The 23,616-nt window shown below is 70.7% G+C and carries 19 protein-coding genes; 8 read left to right on the top strand and 11 right to left on the bottom strand.

Going from position 1 to position 23,616, the window contains the following annotated elements; genetic code table 11:
• Window positions 1-17 precede the first annotated feature (17 nt).
• Together KBX21_RS06175 and KBX21_RS06170 are read left to right on the top strand one after the other, a co-directional pair.
• Window positions 18-665, top strand: a complete 648-nt coding sequence (locus KBX21_RS06175) for an alpha-ketoglutarate-dependent dioxygenase AlkB (RefSeq protein WP_210841296.1) — start codon at window positions 18-20, stop codon at window positions 663-665.
• Window positions 666-784: 119 nt separating this feature from the next.
• Complete coding sequence (locus KBX21_RS06170; RefSeq protein WP_210841295.1) at window positions 785-1,870, top strand: magnesium and cobalt transport protein CorA; 1,086 nt, start codon at window positions 785-787, stop codon at window positions 1,868-1,870.
• Window positions 1,871-1,885: 15 nt separating this feature from the next.
• On the opposite strand, the gene KBX21_RS06165 is transcribed toward KBX21_RS06170, so the two are convergent.
• Window positions 1,886-3,490, bottom strand: a complete 1,605-nt coding sequence (locus tag KBX21_RS06165) for a hypothetical protein (protein WP_210841294.1) — start codon at window positions 3,488-3,490, stop codon at window positions 1,886-1,888.
• A 140-nt stretch (window positions 3,491-3,630) separates the two neighbouring features.
• On the opposite strand from KBX21_RS06165, the gene KBX21_RS06160 reads away from it, so the two are divergent.
• Both KBX21_RS06160 and KBX21_RS06155 read left to right on the top strand, forming a co-directional pair.
• A complete protein-coding gene (locus KBX21_RS06160) occupies window positions 3,631-5,013 on the top strand; it encodes a GH1 family beta-glucosidase (RefSeq protein ID WP_210841293.1) in 1,383 nt (460 codons plus the stop codon).
• A 199-nt stretch (window positions 5,014-5,212) separates the two neighbouring features.
• On the top strand, window positions 5,213-5,779 hold the full coding sequence (locus KBX21_RS06155) for a TetR/AcrR family transcriptional regulator (protein ID WP_049573897.1): 567 nt from the start codon (window positions 5,213-5,215) through the stop codon (window positions 5,777-5,779).
• Window positions 5,780-5,850: 71 nt separating this feature from the next.
• Here KBX21_RS06155 and KBX21_RS06150 read toward each other — a convergent pair whose 3' ends face one another.
• Both KBX21_RS06150 and KBX21_RS06145 read right to left on the bottom strand, forming a co-directional pair.
• Window positions 5,851-6,078, bottom strand: a complete 228-nt coding sequence (locus KBX21_RS06150; protein ID WP_049573893.1) for a hypothetical protein — start codon at window positions 6,076-6,078, stop codon at window positions 5,851-5,853.
• 292 nt (window positions 6,079-6,370) lie between these two features.
• The gene (locus KBX21_RS06145; RefSeq protein ID WP_210841292.1) at window positions 6,371-8,125 is read right to left on the bottom strand and encodes a hypothetical protein; all 1,755 of its coding nucleotides are present in this window, start codon (window positions 8,123-8,125) and stop codon (window positions 6,371-6,373) included.
• Window positions 8,126-8,642: 517 nt separating this feature from the next.
• Here KBX21_RS06145 and KBX21_RS06140 point away from each other — a divergent pair.
• On the top strand, window positions 8,643-10,733 hold the full coding sequence (locus KBX21_RS06140; protein ID WP_210841291.1) for a catalase: 2,091 nt from the start codon (window positions 8,643-8,645) through the stop codon (window positions 10,731-10,733).
• Between the two features lie 190 nt (window positions 10,734-10,923).
• On the opposite strand, the gene nrfD is transcribed toward KBX21_RS06140, so the two are convergent.
• From nrfD to KBX21_RS06115, 5 genes are all read right to left on the bottom strand, one after another.
• Entirely contained in the window at window positions 10,924-11,997 is a 1,074-nt protein-coding gene (gene nrfD / locus KBX21_RS06135) for an NrfD/PsrC family molybdoenzyme membrane anchor subunit (protein ID WP_210841290.1), read from the bottom strand.
• Window positions 11,994-12,920, bottom strand: coding sequence for a 4Fe-4S dicluster domain-containing protein (locus tag KBX21_RS06130; RefSeq protein WP_049575382.1), 927 nt, complete (start codon window positions 12,918-12,920; stop codon window positions 11,994-11,996). The genes nrfD and KBX21_RS06130 overlap by 4 nt, the downstream gene beginning before the upstream one ends.
• On the bottom strand, window positions 12,920-16,174 hold the full coding sequence (gene fdh / locus KBX21_RS06125) for a formate dehydrogenase (RefSeq protein WP_210841289.1): 3,255 nt from the start codon (window positions 16,172-16,174) through the stop codon (window positions 12,920-12,922). The genes KBX21_RS06130 and fdh overlap by 1 nt, the downstream gene beginning before the upstream one ends.
• A gap of 58 nt (window positions 16,175-16,232) precedes the next feature.
• Window positions 16,233-17,087 (bottom strand): SDR family oxidoreductase, encoded by an 855-nt coding sequence (locus tag KBX21_RS06120; protein ID WP_049575375.1) that lies wholly within the window; start codon window positions 17,085-17,087, stop codon window positions 16,233-16,235.
• Window positions 17,088-17,441: 354 nt separating this feature from the next.
• Complete coding sequence (locus KBX21_RS06115; RefSeq protein ID WP_049575371.1) at window positions 17,442-18,062, bottom strand: TetR/AcrR family transcriptional regulator; 621 nt, start codon at window positions 18,060-18,062, stop codon at window positions 17,442-17,444.
• 202 nt (window positions 18,063-18,264) lie between these two features.
• Between KBX21_RS06115 and KBX21_RS06110 the strand changes: the two genes are divergently transcribed.
• Window positions 18,265-18,978 carry an SDR family oxidoreductase gene (locus KBX21_RS06110; protein ID WP_210841288.1) on the top strand — a complete coding sequence of 238 codons (714 nt, stop codon included), beginning with the start codon at window positions 18,265-18,267 and terminating at the stop codon, window positions 18,976-18,978.
• A 127-nt stretch (window positions 18,979-19,105) separates the two neighbouring features.
• On the opposite strand, the gene KBX21_RS06105 is transcribed toward KBX21_RS06110, so the two are convergent.
• Both KBX21_RS06105 and KBX21_RS06100 read right to left on the bottom strand, forming a co-directional pair.
• Window positions 19,106-19,966: an alpha/beta fold hydrolase gene (locus KBX21_RS06105; protein WP_210841287.1), complete on the bottom strand. Its 861-nt coding sequence runs from the start codon at window positions 19,964-19,966 to the stop codon at window positions 19,106-19,108.
• Window positions 19,967-20,035: 69 nt separating this feature from the next.
• Window positions 20,036-21,031: an NADP-dependent oxidoreductase gene (locus tag KBX21_RS06100; protein ID WP_210841286.1), complete on the bottom strand. Its 996-nt coding sequence runs from the start codon at window positions 21,029-21,031 to the stop codon at window positions 20,036-20,038.
• Window positions 21,032-21,556: 525 nt separating this feature from the next.
• Here KBX21_RS06100 and KBX21_RS06095 point away from each other — a divergent pair.
• Complete coding sequence (locus KBX21_RS06095; protein WP_307869164.1) at window positions 21,557-22,321, top strand: NADPH-dependent F420 reductase; 765 nt, start codon at window positions 21,557-21,559, stop codon at window positions 22,319-22,321.
• Window positions 22,322-22,374: 53 nt separating this feature from the next.
• Here the strand turns inward: KBX21_RS06095 and KBX21_RS06090 are convergent, their stop codons facing one another.
• Window positions 22,375-23,085 carry a nitroreductase gene (locus tag KBX21_RS06090; RefSeq protein ID WP_049575356.1) on the bottom strand — a complete coding sequence of 237 codons (711 nt, stop codon included), beginning with the start codon at window positions 23,083-23,085 and terminating at the stop codon, window positions 22,375-22,377.
• A gap of 123 nt (window positions 23,086-23,208) precedes the next feature.
• Between KBX21_RS06090 and KBX21_RS06085 the strand changes: the two genes are divergently transcribed.
• A complete protein-coding gene (locus KBX21_RS06085) occupies window positions 23,209-23,568 on the top strand; it encodes a MerR family transcriptional regulator (RefSeq protein ID WP_210841285.1) in 360 nt (119 codons plus the stop codon).
• The last annotated feature ends 48 nt before the right edge of the window (window positions 23,569-23,616 follow it).

Raw genomic sequence — 23,616 nt, 5'->3', positions numbered from 1 at the left:
CCGTGCATGATGGACCCATGGACGAAGCGCTGTTCGGACGACCACTCGTTCACGTCGCCCCGGGGGCGGTTCACCTGCCCGGTTGGCTCACCCCGCAAACCCAGGCCGCCCTGGTCCGCAGGTGCCGCGAATGGGCCCGGGGTCCGGCCGGAACACGCCACCACCCCATGCCGCGTGGTGGCGTCATGAGCGTCTCCATGACCTCACTCGGCTGGCAATGGGTCCCCTACTCCTATTCACGGACCCTGCCCGACGGCACCCCCGTCCAGCCCTTCCCCGACCTCCTCGGCGAACTGGCTGCCCGCGCCGTCGAGGCCGCCTACGAGGCCCCCTACGAGGGTGACCCCTACGACGTGGCCCTGGTCAACTTCTACGACGCCGACGCCCGCATGGGCATGCACCAGGACCGCGACGAACGCTCCCCGGCTCCGGTGGTCTCCCTCAGCCTCGGTGACACCTGCGTCTTCCGGTTCGGCAACACCGAGACCCGCACCCGCCCCTACACCGACGTCGAACTCCGCAGCGGGGACCTGTTCGTCTTCGGCGGACCCTCCCGCATGGCCTACCACGGGGTCCCCCGCACCCGACCGGGTACCGCAGACCCCGCCCTCGGACTGAACGGCAGGCTCAACATCACCATCCGGGCCTCCGGCCTGCCCGACTGACCCCGGCTCACCACCGGGTTCCCGGCCTCCACCCCGGCCGCCCCGGCGTGTCGGGGCGCGCCCACGCCGACCACCGCGTCAGGATCGGGCAGGTCAGGCCAGGCAGGGAAGGGCACACCATGACCGAATCCGCGCCCGAACGCACCATGGCGCTGGGCCGGGCGGAGGCCGCGCTCCCCGCCGACGCGCCCCCGGGGGAGTGCCGGATCGTCCTGTACTGCTCCGGTGAGCGACAGCGCGAGGCGGCCACCCTCGCCGAGGCGCACGCGGCGGTGCGCGCCGACCCCTCCCTCGGGGCCTGGGTGAGCCTCACCGAGCCCAACCGGGGCCAGCTCCTGGAGGCCGCCCACGAGTTCCACCTGCCCCGCCTGGCGGTGGAGGACGCGATCGTCGCCCACCAGCGGCCCAAGGCCGAGACCTATGGTGACGTCTTCTTCCTGGTGCTGCGCCCGGCCACCTACGACGAGGACAAGGAGACGATCCGTGTGGGTGAGGTGCACGTCTTCGGCACCCGGGACGTCGTCATCACCGTCCGCCACGACTCCTCGGTGGACTTCGAGCGGATCCGCGCGCGCCTGGAGGCCAAACCCCACATGATGGGCCACGGCGCCCTCGGAGTGATCTACGCGGTCCTGGATCGGGTCGTGGACGACTACGCGCCGGTCGTCGCGGCCCTCCAGGAGGACATCGACGAGGTGGAGAGCGCCGTCTTCGCGGGGGCTCGGGACGCCTCCCAGCGGACCTACCGGCTGGCCCGGCAGATCATCCTTCTGCAACGGGCGGTCGACCCGCTCGGCCGCGTCCTGGAGGAGATCATGGAACCCCTGGACAGCCCGGAGCGGTTCGGTCCCAACATGCCCCGGCCGGGCGAACACCACAGGGGCGAACTGAGGGAGCACCTGCGCGACGTGGCCGATCACGTGGCGGCCGCCAGGGATCACGTCGAGGGGTTCCGCCAGTTGTTGAGCAACATCATGACCGTGGAGAGCAACCTGGTCGACCAGGCCCAGAACGAGGCGATGAAGAAGGTCTCGTCCTGGGGCGGAATCCTGGTCGTCCCCACGCTGATCGCGTCGATCTTCGGCATGAACATCGCCCCCCAGCCCGGCTTCCACTGGGTGTTCAACTGGCCGCTCGTCCTGGTCTTCATGTTCCTCTCGTCGCTGCTGCTCTACCTGCTCTTCCGCCGCAACGACTGGCTCTGACCGGGGCGTGCGGGCTCAGGAGGCGAGCAGGGAACGGATCGCCTCCAGGTCGTGCCGGGCCGCGACCGCGTGCTCCTCGGTCTCCGTCCGCGTCCGGCGCCACTCCCTGACCGCCGTGTCCACCTGCTGGTCAAGCTGGCGGCTCTGGTGCCGGACCATGCCCTCGGCGTCCGCCTTCTCCCGTTCGGCCAGGAAGAAGGCGTATCCGGCGGAGGCCGCCCCTGCCAGGGTCAGGACCCACAGAAGGCCGTTGGCGGTGAGCACCGAGAGCAACAGCAGGACTCCGGTGACGGCGGAGGCGCCCCAGAAGTACCGGCGGGGGCCGCTCTCGGGGACGGCCCGCCGACGCAGCCGCTCGCGTGCGCCCTCGACCTGCTGGCGGTCCGCTCCGGAGGGCGTCAGCCGGATCGCCACCCCGTGCACTCTCAGGCTCGCCGTCTCGGGGAACGGTTCGGCGGCCCGGCCCGCCAGGGCCTCGGCGGCGTCCAGGACAGCGGAGCGAACGAGGACCAGCGAGAACGTGCGGCGGTGAGGGGGCGCGTCCTCACGGGTCAGATCCTGTTGGAGGAGTGAGCCCACCGTTCCCACGTCCTCGCTCCACGCCGGAGGGGCACCGTCCTGGCCGCTGTTCTCGATCACCGCGCGCAGCCGGTTGGCGTCGGCCAACAGGGGAGCCTCCTCCGGGCTGCCCTCCTCCACGAGCAGACGCAGGGAGTCCTGGAGGAAGTCGGAGCTGGCGCGGTCCGGGCCGAGCACCTCGGCGGGGGTGTCCTCCCCGCCCACGTCGGTGATCTCGGTGACGCGTTCGCGCAGCTGGGCGAGGTCGGAGACGGCCTGGCGCCACGGATCGGCCATGGCGGAGACTTGGAAGGCACCCGAGTCGCGCAGTCCGCGGGGCCGGGAGCCCCGGCCGTTGACGGGAGCGCCGGAACCGAACCATCCGTCCACCAGCGGACCGCGGACCCCGTCCTCGGACCAGCCGCGCAGGGTGGACAGCAGCAGGTGCTCCCGGGCGTCGTCCCCGAAGGAGCCGTCGGCGGTGAGGATCCACAGCGCGCGCTCGCACCGGGTCACCTCGGAGTCGGGCTCGGGGAGCCGGGGCAGCAGTTCCGCGGACACGCCCTCGCCCAGAGTACGGGCGTGCTCGGCGCCGGTGAGCGCACTTGTCAGCGCCGCGAACCCGCGAGCGCGCAGCGGGTCGACGCGGGCGGCCTCGTCGAAGTGCAGGCGGGCGCGGGGGAGGTCGTCGCCCAACAGGGAGTGCAGGCCCCGGGCGGCAGGGACCAGCCAGTATCCGGGGACGTCTTGGAGTTCCAAGCTGGGGAGCGCGGTTCCGTTCAGCATCTGGAGCGTGCGGTGGCGGGCGATGGCGGCGTGGTCGAACATCGCCAGCGTGGCGCGCACGTCACTGAGCTCGATGAAGGCGTCCAGGGTCGTGGACACCCGGTCCAGCCGCTGCTCCAGCGTGCCCCTGAGCCGGCTCAGCTCGGACCGCACACGGCTGCGGTCGCGGGCCATCTGCGAGTACGCGACGTCCAGGTTCTCCTGGAGTTCGCGGATCCTCCGGTCCTGGGACCCGTCCCTGGAGAGGAAGACCTGTGAGTAGTCGGTGTGGCTCAATCCGGTTCCCTTTCCCTGTGTGCCCGGCGATCGCGGGGCGCGCTCACGACTGTGACGGATCCGGATCGCCTCTGGTTCGGGGGTTGCCCGGAACCGGTTCACCGGGCAGGCTTGGGAGCGCTCCCAAGAGAAAGGCCCCCATGAGCGCACCGCAACTCCCCCCGAACCTGCTGTTCGGTACTGCCACCGCCGCCTACCAGGTCGAGGGCGCCGCCACGGAGGGCGGCCGCGGGCCGTCCATCTGGGACACCTACTGCCGCACCCCCGGGAGAGTGGCCCGGGGGGAGTCCGGCGACGTCGCCTGCGACCACTACCACCGCTACGCCGAGGACGTCGCCCTGATCGCCGGGCTCGGCGTGGACCTGTACCGGTTCTCGGTCTCCTGGCCCCGTGTCCAGCCCGACGGCCGCGGAGCCCCCAACCCCGAGGGTCTGGCCTTCTACGACCGGCTCGTCGACACCCTCCTCGACGCCGGGGTCGAGCCCGCCCTCACCCTCTACCACTGGGACCTGCCCCAGGCCCTGGAGGACGAGGGCGGATGGCGGGTCCGCGACACCGCGCACCGCTTCGCCGAGTACGCGAGGATCGTCGCCGACCACCTCGGCGACCGGGTCGACCGCTGGATCACCCTCAACGAGCCCTTCTGCAGCGCCTTCGTCGGGCACGCGGTCGGTCGCCACGCCCCCGGAACCCGGGAGGGCGCGGGCGCCCTCGCCGCCGCCCACCACCTGCTCCTCGCCCACGGCCAGGCCGTCGGGGAGTTGCGCGCCGCCGGGGCCGGGGAGGTCGGCATCACGCTCAACCCCGACCACCTGGTACCCGCGACGGACTCCGAGGCCGACCGCGCCGCCGTCGAACGCGTCCGTACCCTGCACAACCGGACCTGGTTCGACCCGCTCTTCACCGGCGCCTACCCGGACAACGAGCACGAGGTCTGGGGGCCGCTGGCCGACGCGCCCCACCGCAGGCAGGGGGACCTGGAGATCATCGGCCGTCCCCTCGACTTCCTCGGCGTCAACTTCTACCGCCCCCTGATGTTCCGCGACGCCCCGCACACCGAACCGGACCCGGCCCTGCGCACCGCCGTTGACGTCCGTGCCGAGCAGGTGGAGTTCACCGGTTCGTGGCGGCACACCACCATGGGATGGCCGGTGGTCCCGGAGACCTTCGAGGAGCTGCTGGTGGACCTGGACCGGCGCTACCCGGGTCTCCCACCCATCCTCATCACCGAGAACGGGGCGGCCGAGCCGGACGAGCCCGACGAGGACGGCCGGGTCCACGACGCGGACCGCGTCACCTACCTGCGCGATCACCTGGCCGCGCTGGGGCGGGCCATCGAGGCGGGAGTGGACGTCCGGGGCTACTTCGTGTGGTCGCTGCTGGACAACTTCGAGTGGGCCTTCGGGTACGAGCGCAGGTTCGGACTGGTTCGCGTGGACTACGAGAGCCTGGAGCGCCACCCCAAGGACAGCTACCACTGGTACCGGGAGTATCTGGCCGAGCACCGGGCCCGCCGGGGATAGGAGACGGCGGGGACACGGACCCCCTGCCCACAGGTTTCCCTGGCGGACCAACGGCGTGTTGGCATACGTTCCGATCTGGGGCAAGCTGGAGGGTGTAGGCACACGAGGGCCGTGGGGGCTCATGACGGACGGATCGGGTATGACGGCGCCGCGGGATGCGAGTTCGGGGACCAGCGGAAGCCTCCGCGCCGCACAGCGCATGCTCCAGTTGCAGAACAGCCTGGTGGAGCTGCTGCGGACCAAGCCCTTCAGCCAGATCACCTACAAGGAGATCACCGAGGGCGTCGACATCGACCGCTCCACCGTCTACCGGTACTACAACCACAAGAACCAGGTGCTCCAGGCCGCCGTGGACGTGCGGCTGACCGCCTTCGCCTCCCAGGTGGACCTCACCTTCGGCCGGATGGAGTCCATCGACGGGTACATGGGTCGCCTCGTGAACGCCTGGATGGCGCTGTGGCTGGAGTCGGGCGCGCTGCTCGCGGCCGCCTCCGGCCTCGGCGCGGAGCCGGGCGAGCAGCGCCGGTGGTGGCGCGAACGGACCGAACCGTGGATCGAGGCGGTCCGCGAGTCGATCGAGGTCGCCCGCTTCGTCGAGGAGCTGCCCCAGGACGGGCGTCCGGCGCTGCCGCTGGCCGAGATGACGGTGGGGATGTGCCTGTCCACCTTCAACAACGAGCTCACCGTTGCGCACACCCCCGAGCATCGTGAGATGCTCCGGGACCTGCTGCTCGACGCCGTTCTGCGGACGATGGGCCGCAGCTAGCCCCCTTCCGGGGGCCACCACGGACGGTCATCTCCGTAAGGAGGCGGGCCCGCGCCTGCGGCGCCCGGGGGTCAGGCCGGCTGCCGGGCCAGCTTGCCGAAGGAGCCGACGACCGCCCCGAACGCGAACATGGACGCCTCGTCCTCGTCCATGTGCACGATCCCGGCGGGGATGCGCACACGGTAGGGCTTCTCCTCGGCGGGCAGGAAGTCCAACCCGTCGATGATCCCCTGACCCTCCAACAACAGGAGGGCCTCTCCGACCCGCCCCGTACGGTCTCCCCGCGCCCAAATCGACATACGTTCACCCTAACTACAGCGCGTGGCCGAAAGCGGAGCCGGTCCGCGTTCCGGGCGGCCGCGCCGTGGCATCGCGGGAGGTTCGCGGCAAAGCGAACCCGACCTGGAACGCCCGGTTCACGGCGCCCCGGCTGCCCCGCCCGGATTGGGGGAGTCAGTTCCCAGTGATATCACCGGCGGTGCAGTTGCACGTGCACGCGCACGTGAGTATGGCCGGAAACGGCCATGAGCAGGGCACGGGACTCTCGGCCCGTTGGCCGGAGCCGAATCGGGGTAGGGGCGGCGCTCGACCTCAGGGCGACAGGACGGTCATCGGTTCCCCCTCCGCGTCCAGGGCGGTCAGGTCGACCTCCGTCGCCGGAGGCATCTCCGAGCGCGGTCCGGTCACCGCCAGCGCACTCTCGCCGCCCTCGGCGGAACCCTCGGCACCACCCGCCACGGTGAGGGAGGTGACCTCCCGGGAGGCGGCCGCGAGGTAGTGCCACCGGCTGTCGTCGTCGCGCCACCACGTGCCCGCGGCCACCTGACGGTTGAGGTTGCTGCAGTCCCAGCCGCCCTCACGTTCCCCGGCCAGCACGGTCCCGGTCCCCGCCTCGGTTCGCGTGACCAGCACCGCGCGAGCCAGCCCTCCGCCGTCGTGCCCGCCGAAGCGCACGCAGGTCCAGCGACCCTCGCCGCCGCCGGGCAGCTCCTGGACCGCGAACTCCCACGCGGTCACGGTACGCACCGGCTCCTCCGGGGTGTCTCCGGCGCAGGCCAGGTCGCCCCACAGGTCGAATCCGCGCTCGGAGTCCAGGACCTCGTGCGGGCCCAGTCGCCTGATCTCCGAGGGCGGGGGCGGCATGTACCCCAGGTGGGCGGTGTCCAGCCCGCCGAGGTCGATGGCCGAGTACGGCTCCCCGTGCGCCACCTCGGGGGCGCGCAGGCGCAACACCGGGCCCACGTCGCAGTGGCGACCGGTGGGCAGGTGCTCGGTCACCCCGTCCCGGACGCCCACCTCCGACCAGTCGGCGTCAGGCTGCCCGAGCGGGGCGGTGGCGGCCTCCGTCACCCACGGCGGCAGCAGGTAGTGGGTCCCCTCGTCGGTGTCGGTCAGGCGCAGGGCGGGCCAGTTGGCCACGCCGTTGACGGGTTCGGCGAAGACCTCCACCAGTTCCGTTCCCGACCCGGTGCCGTCGTCCCCACGGGTGTAGCGGGCGACCCGCGGACCGTCGTGCAGCAGGACGACCTCACGCTCGGCCACCGTGCCTGCGAACAGCACTCGGGGCGCGCCCGGGGGTTGGCCCTCCTGCTCGGACCAGGCCGCCAGCGCACGCCGGGTGAGCGCGTCGTCGTCCACCGCGTCGCCCCGGGGGTGCCAGGCGGTCAGGTCCAGGCGGAAGCTCTCCCGCCAGGCCTCCGGGGCGGTGGCCCCGGCCAGGCGCGGCGGCGAGGAGGCCAGCATCGCCGTGCTCGTCCCACCGCCCGTGTCCGCGGTGGTCATCCCCACGGCTGCCACCACGAGGACCAGGGCGCCGGTCGCCGCCACCAGTCCGCGCCGGTGCACCCAGGACCCCCGGCCGCTCACCCGGACCACCGTGGGGTCCGGCAGAGGCAGGTCGGTCGCAACCTCCCGGGCGCGCTCCACCACCGCTGCGGCGTCGCGGACCCCGACCGAGCCGAGGAGCGCGGCGGTGGCCCGCGCGTCCAGGGACTCCAGCCGCATGAGCGTGTACGCGGCGCGGGCGGGCGCGTCCAGCCCGTCGAGCGCCTCCAGGGCCCGTGCCTCGCCGCCGATCCCGTCCACGGGTGAGACCCGCAGCCCGGCCTGGCCGCGCGGATGCCAGCTCCGGGGGTGCAGTGCTCTGCGCAGGACCCGACGCCGCGTCCTCGCGTACTCGTGCGGGCGCGGATGGCGGCGCCCACGGGGGAGCGCACCGGTCACGAGCCGGTGGGCGTCCTCCAACAGGCCGGGGGAGTCCCGGTGCCCGGAGAGCGTGGTCAGGGCGAGCAGGACCAGGTTCCGGTAGGGGTTGGGCGGAAGGCGTTGCTCCAGGGGGGCGGGCATTGTGTCTCCTTCGGATCTTTCCGAGCGAGACTAGGGAAACCGGTGCACACACACCCGGCGAACGCCGATACCCGCCCCCTATGTCCAGAAAGTCCTGCACAGCGGGCGTTTCCGGCCTCCGGAGAAGACCCGTGGCGGACTCGCGTAGCGCCGGTGATCACCTCGCCGAGGAGGCGCCTCGTACTCACCCGGTCCCGTCGTCGGAGGTTCCACCGAGGCGCCTCGGGCCGACCCGAAGCGGTCGCGGGAGGTTCCCGTCTCCCCCGGCAACAGTGAGGAAACAGCCGCCGAACGTCGCGGGCTCAGATCGATCGAGAGGGGATCTCCGGCGGCGGCCCGGGGGCTGCCTCGACCACGGCCAGGAAGCGATCCGCGTCGCCGCCCGGCCACTCGGCATTCGGCCGGGCGAGACGGGGTCAAATCGCGGTGTGCGGTGTTTACGAGGTCGTCTCGTCGGTCATGGCGTGGCGGGACGGGCAGTGCCCGCTACGACCAGGACCCGACGGGGGAGTTCGACATGACCGACCACGAGCAGGACGCCAAGGACCGGCTTCTGGAACAGAACCGCACTGACTCCCAGGGCCCGCTCACCACCGAGACCGGTGTACGGGTCGAGGACACGGACAACTCCCTCAGCGTCGGCGAACGAGGCCCCACGCTCCTGGAGGACTTCCATGCCCGGGAGAAGATCACCCACTTCGACCACGAACGCATCCCCGAACGTGTCGTGCACGCCAGGGGAGCGGGGGCCTACGGCCACTTCACGCCCTACGAGGACCTCTCCGAGGTGACCGCGGCCCACTTCCTCAGCGGCCCCGACGTCACCACCCCCGTCTTCGTCCGCTTCTCCACGGTGGCCGGGTCCCGGGGTTCGGCGGACACCGTTCGCGACGTGCGCGGCTTCGCGGTCAAGTTCTATACCGAACAGGGCAACTACGACCTGGTCGGCAACAACATGCCCGTCTTCTTCATCCAGGACGGCATCAAGTTCCCCGACTTCGTGCACGCGGTCAAGCCCGAGCCGCACAACGAGATTCCGCAGGCCCAGTCCGCGCACGACACCCTGTGGGACTTCGTCGGACTCCAGCCGGAGACCACGCACATGATGATGTGGCTGATGTCGGACCGGGCGATCCCGCGCAGTTACCGCACCATGCAGGGCTTCGGCGTGCACACCTTCCGGTTCGTCAACGCCCAGGGCCGGGGGACCTTCGTCAAGTTCCACTGGAAGCCGCTCCTGGGCACGCACTCGCTGGTGTGGGACGAGGCCCAGCGCATCCAGGGCAAGGACCCCGACTACAACCGGCGTGACCTGTGGGAGGCCATCGAGCGCGGCCAGTTCCCCGAGTGGGAGCTGGGGGTGCAGCTGATCCCGGAGGAGGACGAGCACGCGTTCGACTTCGACCTCCTGGACGCCACCAAGATCGTCCCCGAGGAGCAGGTGCCGGTACGCCCCATCGGACGCATGGTGCTGGACCGCAACCCGGACAACTTCTTCGCCGAGACCGAGCAGGTCGCCTTCCACACCGCGAACGTCGTCCCGGGGATCGATTTCACCAACGATCCGCTGCTCCAGGCCCGCAACTTCTCCTACCTGGACACGCAGCTGCTGCGGCTGGGCGGATCCAACTTCCAGCAGATCCCGGTCAACCGGCCGGTGGCCGAGGTGAGCAACAACCAGCGCGACGGGTTCGCCCAGCACCGGGTCCACCGCGGCCAGACCTCCTACTACCCGAACTCCCTGGGCGGGGGATGCCCCGCGCTGGCTGACGAGAGCGTCTACCGGCACTACACGGAGAAGGTCGAAGGGAACAAGGTTCGCAAGCGGGCGGAGAGCTTCAAGGACCACTACACCCAGGCCAGGTTGTTCCTGAACAGCCTCGCCGACTGGGAGCGCGAACACCTGGTGGCCGCGTTCCGCTTCGAGCTGGGCAAGTGCGAGGAGTTGGCGGTGCGCCAGCGGGCGGTGGCCAACCTGGCCCACGTGGACCACGTCCTGGCCGTCGAGGTCGCCGAGGGCGTGGGAGTGGAACCACCGCAGGACCCCGGCACCGCCCGACACTCCCGGACCTCACCCGCGCTCAGCCAGGCCAACACCGCCTTCGGAGACCTGACCGGACGCCAGGTCGCGGTGCTGGTCGACCACGGAGTGGACGGCTCCGACGTCGAGGCCCTGCGCCGGGCCCTGGTGGCCGAGGGCGCCGTAGTGGAGGCGCTCGCCCGGCTGGACGGCTCGGTGCGCACCCGTGAGGGCGCCACCCTGCCGGTGGACCGCGCCTACACGACCGTCTCCTCGGTCCTCTACGACGCGGTGGCCCTCCCGGGCGGCGGCGACGCGGCGGCCTCGCTCGCCCGAGACGGTGAGGCCCGGCACTTCGTGCTGGAGGCCTACAAGCACGCCAAGGCCATCGCAGCGGTCGGAGCGGCGACCTCTCTGCTCGACGCCCCGGGGCTGCCCGGCCCTCTCGGCCATCCGCCCACGGTCACCGAGACCACACACGGTGTGGTCCGGGCCCCCGCGGTGGACGAGGGTCTGGTCCGGGAGTTCGCACGCCTGATCGGGCAGCATCGCGACTGGACCCGGCCGACCGCGGCCGTCTCTGCCTGAGGCGGCCTGGCCACCAGGATCCAGGAGTGCCTGCCGCACGGCCGCTGACCGGCCCTCCCACAACGCACGGACCGCGCACCTGATCGCCGACCATCGGGGATCGACGATCAGGTGCGCAGACGTGCGTGGCCTCCCGCAGCGGGCAGGGGCCGGTGCCGCCAACCGGCACCGGCCCCCGTCCGCCGGAGGGTCAGGCGCGCTGCCGTAGGCGCTCCCTCTGGGGCACGACGGTGTACTTGGGGTCCTCGGCCGACTGCACACCGGCCTGGAAGACCCCCAGCCGGGTCAGCGCGGACCCTCCCACCAGAGCGGCTCCGCTCAGCGCCGACACCACCCGGTTGCGCCGACCCAGCACCGCGCCCACCGCGCCCGCCAGGGTGAGGGTCTTGGCCGTACGCGTGAGCGCCCCCGCCAGCCCCCGGCCGTAGGGCTCACCGACCAGGCCCATCCGCTTCTCCATGAAGGTGGACACCGCGAGTTCGGTCAGCGCCCCGCCCACGGCCGCCCGCCGGAAGGGGCCCGCGTGCCCCGTCGGTGTCGCGACCAGTCCCACGCCCCCCGCCGCCGCGACCGCGGAGGAGGCGAAGACGTAGGGCATCTCCCGGTGTCCCTCGTGCCAGGCGGGCACCGCCGTGTCGCAGATCAGCGGGGCCGTGTAGGTGGCGACCAGCGGCCCGAGGACCCCGGCGCCCATGGTCGCGGCCGTCCCGATCCGTGGGAACCACCCGGTGGCGGCGGTCACGGCGGCCGTCCCGGCCAGGGGTCCGTAGCCCGCGAGGAGCCAGGACCCCACGCTCATCGGTGAGGTCGGCTTGAACACCCGCAGCATGTTGAGGAAGCGCTCGGGCCGCCCGAGGTCGTGGACGAGCGCGACCAGCGACCCGGAGACCGCCACCAGCGCCGTGTACTTGAGCGGCCGGGCCAGATCGGCGCGACCATGGACCTCCGCCCCCGCTGCCAGGACCGAGGACGCCCCGGCCAACCCGCCCAGGAAGAGGTAGCCGCCGATGTCGCGGGCCTCCCACACGACCCCGTTGAGCACCGGCCTGCCGTGGTAGGTGCGAAAGTCGGCGTCGGGTACGCGTGTGGGCTCACCTCCGCGGCGGCCCCGGCGTCGGCCGCTCGGCCGTCCGGGCGGCCGGACCGCCTCCCGGGCCTGGTCACGTTCGTTGCGCTGCGCCTCGGAGACCACGTCCGCCGCGCCGGTGACCGCGTCACGCCCGCGTTCGCCGGGTCCCATGCCGTCGAGTTCCGGATTGCTCATGACCGCCTCCCCGCGAACGCCGCGAGCGCACCGGCGAACAGGACCCCCGCCGCCGCACCCGCGTGACGCCACATGGACGGCAGGTCCCGGGTGGTCACCACCGGGTCCGGCGGCAGACCGTACACCTCGGGTTCGTCCAGCAGCAGGAAGAACGCGCCCGCGCCGCCCACGCCGTCCTCCGGATCCTCTCCGTACAGCCGAGCGGAGGACACACCCGCCCCCTGGAGGTCCTCCACACGCCTCTGGGCCCGTTCCCGCAGCTCGTCCAGGTCACCGAACTGGATGGAGTCGGTGGGGCACGCCTTCGCGCACGCGGGCTCCAGACCATCGCCGATCCGGTCGTAGCACAGCGTGCACTTCCAGGCCCGACCGTCGACCTCACGACGGTCGATCACCCCGTACGGGCAGGCGGACACGCAGTACCCGCACCCGTTGCAGATGTCCTCCTGCACCACCACCGTGTCGAACTCCGTGCGGAAGAGCGACCCCGTGGGACACACGTCCAGGCAGGCCGCGCTCGTGCAGTGCTTACACACGTCGGACGACATCAACCACCGGAACTCGCCCCGGTCCGTCCCCTCGCCGTCCTCGCCCGTGCGCTGTCCCGGGAGGTCGAACGAGGGCATGCCGAGGTCGACCGTCCCGGGCCCCGAACCGGCGCGGGCGCCTCCGTCGCCGCCCGCGGGCCTGCCCACCCCGGACTCCTGGTATCCGAGCGGTAGCCGCTGCTCGACGAAGGCCACGTGGCGCCAGGTGTCGGCGCTCAGGCGACCGCTGTTGTCGAAGGACGAGGCCAGGAAGTCCAGCCCGTCCTCCGGGACCATGTTCCACTCCTTGCACGCCACCTCGCAGGCCTTGCATCCGATGCACACGCTGGTGTCGGTGAAGAACCCCTTGCGTGAGGGCCGTTCGTCCGCGGTCATCAGTCCTCCGTTCCGGTCCGCTCGGTGACGCCCGCCCTGCGCCGGTACTCCTCGACCAGGGCCACGCGTTCGGGGCCCCGTGGACGCCGCCCCGGACGGATGTCGGCGGTCAGCGCCTTCACCTCCTGGATGTGCACGTTGGGGTCCAACGCCATGGACATCAGCTCGTTGGCCGAGTCACCCGTCGAGTACCCGTTGGGCCCCCAGTGGTAGGGCATGCCGATCTGGTGCACGACGCGCCCCTGCACGCGCAAGGGCCTCATGCGGTCGGTGACCAGCACCCTGGCCTCGATGGCGTTGCGCGCCGTGACGACGGTCGCCCAGCCGCCGTGCTCCAGCTCCCGTTCCGCCGCCAGCTCCGGGCCCACCTCGCAGAAGAACTCCGGTTGGAGTTCGGACAGGTAGGGCGTCCACCGGCTCATTCCCCCGGCGGTGAAGTGCTCGGTGAGCCGGTAGGTCGTCACCACGTACGGGAACACCCCGGAACCCGGCGTGCCAGGGGCCGGGTGGTAGCGGTTGAGCTCGTGCTGGAAGAGCAGGCGGGTGGGGTTGCGCTGCTGCCCGTACAGCGGGTTGCCGAACGGGGTGTCCTGCGGCTCGTAGTGCGTGGGCATCGGGCCGTCGTGCAGACCGGCCGGGGCATAGAGCCATCCCTTGCCGTCCGCCTGCATGATGAACGGGTCCACCCCGCTCAGGGCCTCGACACCGGTCGCCTCCTTCGAGGGCCGGTAGCCGGGCGCCTTGTCGTACTCGAAGTCCGCGACGTCGTACCCCGTCCAGTGCCCAGCCTCCTCGTCCCACCACACCAGGGCCTTGCGATCGCTCCACGGGCGGCCCTGGGGGTCGGCCGAGGCGCGGTTGTACAGCACGCGCCGGTTGTCCGGCCACGACCACGCCCACTCGGCGGCGATCCAGTCCTGCTCGTTTCCCGGCTTCTTGCGCGCGGCCTGGTTGACCCCGTCCGCGAACACCCCGCAGTAGATCCAGCAGCCGCAGCTGGTGGACCCGTCATCCCTCAGCTGGGTGTACCCGTCCAGCGGACGGCCCTGCGCGTCGTACCCGTTGATCTCACGTAGCACCGCCTCCGCGCTCGGCTCCCCGTCCGGTTCCAACGGGTAGTCCCAGGTGAGTTCGAGGACCGGCAGGTCCTTGGGGTCCCGTGACCCGGCCAGCCGCTCCCGTACCAGCCGTCCCAGGTGGTACATGAACCACAGGTCGCTGCGCTGGTCGCCGCTGGGCTCCACCGCGCGGTCGTGCCACTGGAGGGTCCGGTTGGTGTTGGTGAACGTGCCCGACTTCTCCGTGTGCGCCGCCGCCGGGAAGAAGAAGACCTCCGTGCCGATGTCCTCCGTACGCATCTCCCCGGACTCGATCTCCGGGCCGTCCTTCCACCAGGTGGCGCTCTCGATCAGCGAGAAGTCGCGCACCACAAGCCAGTCCAGCTCGGCCATGCCGAAGCGCTGCGCCCGGCTGTTGGCCGACCCCACCGCGGGGTTCTCGCCCATGAGGAAGTAGCCCCTGCACTCGCCCTCCATCTGGGCCATCACGGTGTCGTACGTGCTGTGCGACCCGGTCAGCCGGGGCAGGTGCCCGAAGCGGAAGTCGTTGTCCGCCGTGGCGTGCTCGCCGAACCAGGCCTTGAGCAGGCTCACCGTGTACGACTCCATGCCCGACCAGAACCCCTTGCGGGGATGCCCGGCCGCCAGCACGTACCCCTCCAGGTCCTGCTCCTCGTGGGCGTGCGGCATCGGCAGGTAGCCGGGCAGCAGGTCGAACAGCGTGGGCACGTCACTGGAGCCCTGGATGCTGGCGTGCCCGCGCAGCGCCTGGATGCCTCCGCCGGGTCGGCCCACGTTGCCCAGCAGCAGCTGGAGGATCGACGCGGTGCGGATGTACTGCGAACCCACGGTGTGCTGCGTCCAGCCGACCGCGTAGCAGAACGCGCTGGTGCGGTCCGGCCCCGAGTTCTCGGTGAGGTGGTCGCACACCCGCAGGAACACGTCCTTCGGGATACCGCACACCTCCTCGACCAACTCGGGCGTGTACCGCGAGTAGTGGCGCCGGAGGACCTGGAACACGCACCGGGGGTCCGTGAGAGTGCGGTCCTCCTCGGGGCGCTCCCGGATCACCGCGCCGCCCGAGCCCTGTTGTTCCGGGCGCCCCGAGCGACTGGTGTCGCCCTTGACACCCTCACGGGTCCGGGGGAGCTGGTTGCGGTCGCCCGCCGCGGCCGCCACCGTCGCTCCCTCGTAGGTCCAGGTGGAGACGTCGTAGGAGCGGTCCTTCTCGGAGAACCCGGAGAACACCCCGTCCAGGTCCTCGGTGTCCCGGAAGGCCTCGCCGACGATGGTCGCGGCGTTCGTGTACTCCAGGACGTAGTCGTGGAAGTACTTCCCCTCCGACAGCACGTGGTTGATGATGGCGCCCAGGAAGGCGATGTCGGTGCCCGCCCGGATCGGCACGTGCAGGTCCGCCAGGGCGCTGGTCCGGCTGAACCGCGGGTCGACGTGGATGACGACGGCGCCGCGCGCCTTCGCCTCCATCACCCACTGGAATCCCACGGGGTGCGCCTCGGCGAAGTTGGAGCCCTCGATCACGATGCAGTCGGAGTTCTGAAGGTCCTGGAGGAACATGGTGGCCCCGCCGCGCCCGAAGGAGGTCCCCAGCCCCGCGACCGTGGAGCTGTGGCACACCCGGGCCTGGTTCTCCACCTGGATCACCCCCAGGGCGGTGAGGAGCTTCTTGATCAGGTAGTTCTCCTCGTTGTCGAGGGTCGCCCCGCCCAGACTCGCGATGCCGAGCGTGCGTGCCACGCGCCGCCCTTCGCTCTCCTCCTCCCAGGTCTGCTCCCGCGTTGCCACCACACGGTCGGCCACCATGCGCATGGCCGTGTCCAGGTCCAGCTCCTCCCAGTCGGCTCCATGTGGGGGCCGGTACAGGACCCGGTCCCGCCGGGACGGTCCCGTGGTGAGCTGGAGGCTCGCCGAACCCTTGGGGCACAGGCGTCCCCTGCTGACGGGGGAGTCGGGGTCCCCCTCGATCTGGATGACCCGTTCTTCACGGACGTACACGTTCTGCCCGCAGCCCACCGCGCAGTACGGACAGACCGACTTGACCACCCGGTCCGCCCGCGCGGTGCGCGGGCGCAACCCCTCGGTGCGCTCCGACCTGGCCGCGTCCCCGAGTCCGATCCGGTCGTCGCCGGTGACCTGCCTCAGCACGGGCCACGAACGGAACCATCTCCACACGCTCATGGAACTCCTCTCGGGCCCGGGGGCATCTTCGCCCGCGGGTCCGTTTCCTCGCCTGACGTCAGCTGCCCTGGATCTCTCCGCCGGTGGGTGTGAGGGTCTCGCCGGTGTAGTAGGACGAGAGTCTGTTGCTGGCGAAGAACACGTAGGAGGGGGCGATCTCGTCCGGTTGGGCGGCTCGTCCCATGGGCGCCTGCTCGCCGAACCCCTCGGATCCCTTCTTGCCGAGGGTCGATGGGATCAGCGGTGTCCACACCGGCCCCGGCGCCACGCAGTTGACCCTGATGCCCTGGTCCATGAGCACCTGGGACAGAGACACGGACAGGTTCATGACGGCTGACTTGCTCGACGCGTAGTCGATCAGCGACTTGTTGCCCCGTAGGCCGTTGATCGATCCGGTGATGATGATGGAACCGCCCTGGGACATGTGCGGCAGTGCCTCGCGAAGGGTCCAGAACACTCCCATCACATTCACGTCGAAGGTGCGGCGCAGCTGTTCCGTGGTCAGGTCCGTGAAGTTCTCGACCGGGGTCTGGGTGGCGGCGTGCTCCACGAGGACGTCGATCCCGCCGAGCTCCTGCGCGGCCCGGTTGACCAGGTGCGCGCACGCGGACTCGTCGGCCAGGTCACCGCGCACGCCCACGGCGCGGCGGCCCTGGGCCTGGACCAGGTCGACGGTGTGTTGGGCCTCGGCGTCCTCGCTGAGGTAGCCGAAGACGATGTCGGCGCCCTCCTTGGCGAAGGCCACCACGACGGCCCTGCCGATGCCGGAGTCGCCTCCGGTGACCAGGGCGCGTTTTCCCTCGAGGAGTCCTCTGCCCTGGTAGTCGCGCATCTCGTCCCGGGGCTGGGGTTCCATCGGTTCGGTGCGGCCCGGGTGGGGCTGGCTCTGCGCGGGTGGTCGGGTCTCGTTCACGGGGGTCCTCCCTCCGGTCGGCCTTCCTGGACCGCCCTGCCCGACCGGCGGGAGCCGCACACCTGTCCCGCCGCCACGGAGCACCATCCTTTGCCCGGGCCTGCGAGTGGAGGGGGACGTCTTTCCGGTTGAGGGAGTTTCCGTAGAGGTCGTACGGGTCCGGGCCACAGCTGGAACCGGACTCGAAGGGGCGGGTTCGCCAGTGCCTTCGGGCTGAGCGCGGGCGCGGTCGTGACCAGTCGGGCCTGGTCGATGACCGCGCCTGCGCGTGACCCTAAGCCCGAAGCCGAGGCCGAGTCCGTTCGCCCCAGTCCGACTCTCCGGGAAGCTACCGGATCGCCTCGGGCCGGGTGCTCAGGAGTGGCCGCTGGCCGTGCCGGGGAGCATGACGGCGACCTGACCGCGGATGTCCCCGGCGATCGTCTCCACGCTGGACGTCGCGTTCGCCGACGCCGCCATGCTGAGGAACATGACGGCCGACACGATGTGCGCCAGTGCCGCCGCGTCGTTCGCATCGGTTTCGGTGTCGCGACCGATCACGGCGGCGATGGCCGCCTCCGTCCGGGCCGTGATCATGAGGGCGTCGCGGTGGCGGGGCTCCTCGGGGTCGCCGAACACCATCTCGCGCAGGTAGGTGCGTCCGTTCTCGACCTGTCTGCGGTTGCACTCCACGATCGGGCGCACGATGGCCATCACGGCGTCCAGGGTGTCAGCGGTGCCCTCGGCGTCCCTGATCCCTCGGTCCAGGGACTCGGAGTAGTGGGAGTTCTGAACCAGCAGCAGTAGTTCGCCCTTGCTCTTGGCGTAGAGGAAGAGGGTGCCGGTGCCGATGTCGGCGCGTTCGGCGATCTGCTGGGTGGTGACCTCGTCGACCCCGTGCTCGGCGAAGAGCTCACTGGCCGCCGCGGTGATGCGTTCGAGCTTCTGCTGCTTGTTGCGCTCGCGTCGCCCCGGCGCCCGGGAGGCGGATGACATCGAGCCCTCCTTGGGGAATAGGTGTTGACCAAGCTCAGTTATGAGCGTAGTCATTAATGCCTGGATTCGGGTACGCCCGGGGGAACATTCTTCCACGCGGGAGCGGGGACCCCCGGGGCGGTCCCAGGCGGAGCTCACGACCGACCGGACCCCGGGCACACCCACCACGCACAGCGCGCGGCCAACAACTAGGAGAGCCACCATGCCCACACTCGACGGATCCGTCGTCCTGGTCACCGGAGCCAACGGAGGCATCGGCACACAGTTCGTCAGGCAGGCCCTGGCGCGCGGCGCGAGCAAGGTCTACGCCTCCGCGCGCAACCCCCGGACCTGGGACGACGAGCGCATCGTTCCCCTGCGTCTCGACATCACCGACCAAGCTTCCGTCCGGGAGGCCGTCGAAGCGGCCGGTGACGTGACCGTACTGGTCAACAACGCCGGAGCCTCGGTGTCCAGCCCGGGCATCCTGTCGCACACCGAGGAGGAGATTCGCACCAACGTCGAGACCAACTTCGTGGGTCCGCTCCTTCTCACCCGTGCCTTCGCCCCGGCCCTGTCGGCGAAGAAGCGGTCCGTCATCATCGACATTCACTCGTTGCTGAGCTGGTACGCCGTGGCCGGTATCTACAGCGCCACCAAGGCAGCCCTGTGGTCGGCGACCAACTCCCTGCGACTGGAACTCGCCCCGGAGGGAGTGCACGTCGTCGGAGTGCACGTGGGATACGTCGACACCCCGATGGCCGCCCACTCCACCGACCCCAAGGTCGACCCCGCGGACCTGGTGCGCGCGGTGTTCGACGCCACCGAGGCCGGGCAGTACGAAGTCCTCGCGGACGAGGACTCCGTTCGGGTCAAGGCGGGGCTCAGCGCCCCGATCGAGGCTCTGTACCCGCAGCTCAACGCGACGACCACCTGAGTCGGCGCCGCAGCCGTGAAGCGCGGTCGCGGCACCCTCGTCACGGGGCCGAAGGGCCTCGTCGTGGCTGGCCGCTCTTTGCTCCCGCACTCCGACTGTCCCGGGTCGGAGTGCGGGCCGCGTGTTGTCAGCGGGTGAGGAACTCCACCGCGACGGGGGCGAACTCCCGGTGGTACTGGAAGATGCCTCCGTGGCCGGAGTCGGGATAGACGACCAGTTCCGAGCCGGGGATGCGACGGTGCAGGTCCTCGGAGAGCACCGAGGGCACCATGCGGTCGTTGTCCCCGTTGGCGATCAGGGTGGGCTGGGTGATCTCCGACAGGTCGGTCGGTTCCGAACGCCCCCACCGTTTGATCGCCTTCAGTTGGGTCCGCAGGGCCCTGACACTGATCGGCCTGTCACGGTCCGTGGTGCGTTCCCCGAGCCGCTCGACGAAGGCCCTGCCCGCACTCCTGCCGGTGGTGTCGCGGTTGAAGAACAGGTACTCCTTGGGGTCCGACCGGGTCAGGGCCGCCCGTGCCATGTCGTAGTAGGTGGTTCTGGCAACCCTGTCGATGCCCTCGCCCCCTTCGGGCCCCGTGCCGGTCAGGACGAGCCTGCGGACCAGTTCGGGGTACTCGCGCGCCAGCACCTGGGCGACCATGCCGCCGAGGGAGAAGGAGAAGACGTCGATCTCCCGGAACCCGAGCGCCCTGACGAAGGTGACGGCGTCAGCGGCCATCGCCTCGACCGTGTCGGGGACCTCGCCCGTCGACGCCCCGACCCCCCGGTTGTCGAACGCGATGACGTGGCGCTCCCTGGCGATGGGGTCGACGATGCGCGGGTCCCAGTTGTCCAGAGTCGCGGCAAGGTGCACGAAGAACACGACGGGGACGCCCCCTCTCGGCCCGAGTTCCCGGTAGGCAAAGGTCACCCCGCCCGCAGTGACCGCGAGGGTCGGCGCCTTCGCGTACGAGGTGTTGACCGGTTCGCTGCTGGTGTCGCTCATGATGGCCTCCCTTGGGGGCTCGGGCGAAGATGTGCCTCGACGGTGACGCGAGTTGTCTTGGCGGAGGAGTCAGGTGAGGCTGATGACGGCCTTGCCACGGATACCTCCCCGTGCCAGTGCCCGTAGGGCCTGCGGTGTCTGTTCGAAGGGGAACACCTTCCCCACGACGGGGCGCAGTTCCCCTGCGTCGACGAGGGCGCCGATCCGGCGTAGCTGGTCACCGTCGGCGCGCATGAACAGGAACTCGTACGTCACCCCGAGTTTCCTGGCCTGGCGTCGAACCCCCGCGCTCATCATGGTGATCACGAGGCGCAGCAGCGGGTTCAGGCCGGCTCCCCGGGCGAAGTCGGGATCGGGCGGCCCGGAGATCCCGATGGCCTTACCTCCTGGTCTGAGTACCCGCAACGACCTCTTCAGATTCGTGCCGCCCAGGCTGTCCAGGACCAGGTCGTAGTCGTCCAACACCTTCTCGAAGTCCTGACTCCGGTAGTCGATGACCGTGTCGGCTCCCAGTTCGCGGACGAAGTCGGCGTTGGCGGCGCTGGCAGTGGTGGCGACGCTCGCTCCGAGGTGTTTGGCGAGCTGGATGGCGATCGACCCGACACCACCCGCGCCAGCGTGGATGAGGACCTTCTGCCCCGGCCCCACCTTGCCGCGTTCGACGAGCGCCTGCCAGGCGGTGAGCGCGACCAGAGGCAGCGAGCCCGCCTCCACGGAGGAGATCGACGCTGGTTTGTGGGCCAGATCGGACTCAGCGACGGCGATGCGTTCGGCGAAGGTACCGATCCGGTCCTTGCGGGGCCTGGCGTACACCTGGTCGCCGGGTGCGAAGCCCCGGACTCCGGAACCGACGCTGATGACGGTCCCGGCGACGTCGTGTCCCAGGATCAGCGGGAACCCGTAGGGCAGGATCTGCCTGAACTCACCGACACGGATCTTTTCGTCCAGCTGGTTCAGCCCGGCGGCCTCCACCCGAACGAGGACGTCACGTTCCCCGACGACCGGCTCGGAGACCTCGGCCTCTCGCGGCTCCTCCTTGTACTTGGTGATGACGAACGCTCTCATGGGCTGTCGCCCCTTCTCCGTGATGAGTGTGGTGGCGCACCCCCGGCGCGCTGCGGAGGGGCCGACGCGCGGCGATGAACACGCTGCGTTTGCGAAGCCAGCACCTCCTCCGTCGGTGCGGTGGCAACGGACGGCGGAGGCCACGAGACCGGCTGTCCGGAGCGTTGTGGGCGCTCCCGACCTCGCCATACCCCGATTCGCTGAACATAGTCAATAATGAGTGTACTCATGTTTAAGGGGGGCGTGCCCGTCCGAGCCGCACGCACCGCCCGGTCCCGAGCGTCGGGGTCGGCGAGGGGGCCTGCGGCTCGCCGGGCTCACAGGCCGGGCGAGCCGGGTCGTTTGCGGCGGCCGGTCGTCCGTGCGGGGCTCGGGCATCCAGGTCAGGGGAGTCGCGGGGCCACCGTCCGCGTGCCTGCGCAAGAACGGGGCCGCCTGGCACTCCTCGAACCGACGTGGTGGGCCATGGATTTGCCCCTGACACTGGTGTCAGGTCCTAGCGTGGCTGATGTAGTCCGTTCGCGCGTGAGCGAACGGACGCCGCACGGCCACCACAAGGAAGAGGAACGGGCGATGTCGACTCTGGGGATCATCGGAAGCGGGAACATCGGAACCGCGGTCGCGCGGTTGGCAGTGGCGGCGGGGATCGATGTGGTGATCGCCAACTCACGCGGTCCGCGGAGCCTGGCCGGGCTGGTCGAAGAGCTGGGACCGCGCGCCACCGCGGCCACTGTGGAACAGGCCGCCCGGGCTGGGGAAGCCACTCTGCTCAGCATCCCGCTGACGGCCTACGACGCCCTGCCCGAGGGGCTGCTGAGGGGGCGGACCGTGTTGGACACCGGCAACTACTACCCGTTCCGCGACGGACGGATCACCGAACTCGACTCCGAGCAGGAGACCACGACCGAACTCGCCCAACGGCTCCTGCCCGGCGCCCTGCTGGTCAAGACGTTCAACAACATCATGGCCCACCACATCCCCCAGCTCGCCCGCCCGGCCGGGGCCGACGACCGCAGCGCCCTGCCCATCGCCGGTGAGGACCCCGCGGCGAAGGCCCGGGCCGCGGACCTGATCGACAGGCTCGGCTTCGACACCGTCGACGCAGGGGCCCCGGCCGAAAGCTGGCGTTTCGAGCCCGAGTCCGATGCGTACACCAGGATCTACCTCGCCGACCCCGGCGTACCGGTTGACCAGATGATGCAGGCCCCCGCCGCCCCGGTCCCGGCCAGCGAGCTGGCTGACCTGCTGGAATCGAGTCGGCGGGTGAAGGTGGCCGAACGCACCTTCTGAGCACGCTCGAAGGGGGCCTCCACCGCGGGACCGGTGGAGGCCCCCTCTCGTTCCTAGGACACCTCGTCCAGGACGCCGGGCGTGTCATGCGCCACGACGCTCTCGGCCAGCGGCACCCGCCCCATCCGGAATGTGCTCGCAGGCCCTTCGGGGTCGGCCAGGCCGAAGGAGATGCCGAACAACAGCTTCATCTCCGGATCGACGCCCAGGGACTCGCGCACGACGTCGGCGTAGAAGCCCAGCATCGTCTGCGGAATGCCCGACAGTCCGCGTGCCTCCAGCGCGAGCAGGAAGGTCTGCGCGTACATGCCCAGGTCACCGGCCACGCGCACACCGTCGCCGAACTGGGGCATGAACAGCAGCGCGACGTGGGGGGCGTCGAAGAACTCCAGGTTGCGCAGCGCGGCCTCGTGGCGTGCCCGGGTGTCGGAGCGCTCCACACCCAGGGACTGGTAGTAGGCCGCCCCCTGTTCCCGGGCGCGCTGGAGGTAGTAGCCGTCACCGAAGTCCGCGTAGTCGAAGCTGAAGTCCGGGGAGGTCCGGCCGTCCCGGTCAGCTTCCAGCAGTCGGGCGCTCAGCTCGTCGCGGCGGGCGCCCGAGACGACGTGCACCTGCCAGGGCTGGGTGTTGCAGTTGGAGGGCGCACGCTGGGCGTCCTCCAGAACCGCACGGATGTCGGACGCGGCCACCGGTTCGGGGAGAAAGCCCCGGACCGAGCGGCGTGAGCGCACGATATCGGCGAAGGAGCGGGAACTGTGGGGCACAACGATTCCTCTCAGGCGGTGTCGGCTCGTGCACACCAGGCGATCGAGTCCCGGTCCCTGGTGGACGCGCGGCTACACTAGGACCTGACACCGGTGTCAGAGGCAAATCAGATCGGAGGTCGCGTGCGGATCGGAGACCTGGCCGAACGAACTGGGGCCAGCGTGCGCTCTCTGCGCTACTACGAGAAGCAGGGCATGCTCTCCAGCGAACGCAGCGCCAGCGGGCAGCGCCACTACGGCGAGGACGCGGTGAGCCGCGTGGTGTTGATCCGGCAGTTCTTCGCCGCCGGGATGAACAGCAGGACCATCGCCGAACTGCTGCCGCACATCAAGAGCAACGGGGAGCGTTGCCCGCCGCAGGTCCTGCGCCAGCTCGTCTCCGAACTCGACCGCATCGACGCGCAGGCGGACGAGCTCGCGCGCGTACGCCAGACCCTGAACGACATGGTCGAGGCCACGAAGGAGGCCATGCGGGCCACCTGAGGGCGCTCTCCCGCGACGCGCGAAGAAGGGCACCCGCATGGCGGATGC

It is taken from the genome of Nocardiopsis sp. B62, assembly GCF_018070675.1.
Taxonomy (GTDB): Bacteria; Actinomycetota; Actinomycetes; order Streptosporangiales; family Streptosporangiaceae; genus Nocardiopsis; species Nocardiopsis prasina.
The sequence above is the reverse complement of the archived record's forward strand: the minus strand, read 5'-3'. Positions and strand labels throughout refer to the sequence as shown.

Excerpts from the sequence above, each read along its gene's own strand:
- KBX21_RS06115 (WP_049575371.1), bottom strand. The coding sequence starts at position 18,062 with ATGTCATCCGCCTCCCGGGCGCCGGGGCGACGCGAGCGCAACAAGCAG.
- nrfD (WP_210841290.1), bottom strand. The coding sequence starts at position 11,997 with ATGAGCAATCCGGAACTCGACGGCATGGGACCCGGCGAACGCGGGCGT.
- KBX21_RS06170 (WP_210841295.1), top strand. The coding sequence starts at position 785 with ATGACCGAATCCGCGCCCGAACGCACCATGGCGCTGGGCCGGGCGGAG.
- KBX21_RS06175 (WP_210841296.1), top strand. The coding sequence starts at position 18 with ATGGACGAAGCGCTGTTCGGACGACCACTCGTTCACGTCGCCCCGGGG.
- KBX21_RS06105 (WP_210841287.1), bottom strand. The coding sequence starts at position 19,966 with ATGAGCGACACCAGCAGCGAACCGGTCAACACCTCGTACGCGAAGGCG.
- fdh (WP_210841289.1), bottom strand. The coding sequence starts at position 16,174 with ATGAGCGTGTGGAGATGGTTCCGTTCGTGGCCCGTGCTGAGGCAGGTC.
- KBX21_RS06140 (WP_210841291.1), top strand. The coding sequence starts at position 8,643 with ATGACCGACCACGAGCAGGACGCCAAGGACCGGCTTCTGGAACAGAAC.
- KBX21_RS06110 (WP_210841288.1), top strand. The coding sequence starts at position 18,265 with ATGCCCACACTCGACGGATCCGTCGTCCTGGTCACCGGAGCCAACGGA.
- KBX21_RS06155 (WP_049573897.1), top strand. The coding sequence starts at position 5,213 with ATGCTCCAGTTGCAGAACAGCCTGGTGGAGCTGCTGCGGACCAAGCCC.
- KBX21_RS06145 (WP_210841292.1), bottom strand. The coding sequence starts at position 8,125 with ATGCCCGCCCCCCTGGAGCAACGCCTTCCGCCCAACCCCTACCGGAAC.
- KBX21_RS06160 (WP_210841293.1), top strand. The coding sequence starts at position 3,631 with ATGAGCGCACCGCAACTCCCCCCGAACCTGCTGTTCGGTACTGCCACC.
- KBX21_RS06150 (WP_049573893.1), bottom strand. The coding sequence starts at position 6,078 with ATGTCGATTTGGGCGCGGGGAGACCGTACGGGGCGGGTCGGAGAGGCC.
- KBX21_RS06130 (WP_049575382.1), bottom strand. The coding sequence starts at position 12,920 with ATGACCGCGGACGAACGGCCCTCACGCAAGGGGTTCTTCACCGACACC.
- KBX21_RS06100 (WP_210841286.1), bottom strand. The coding sequence starts at position 21,031 with ATGAGAGCGTTCGTCATCACCAAGTACAAGGAGGAGCCGCGAGAGGCC.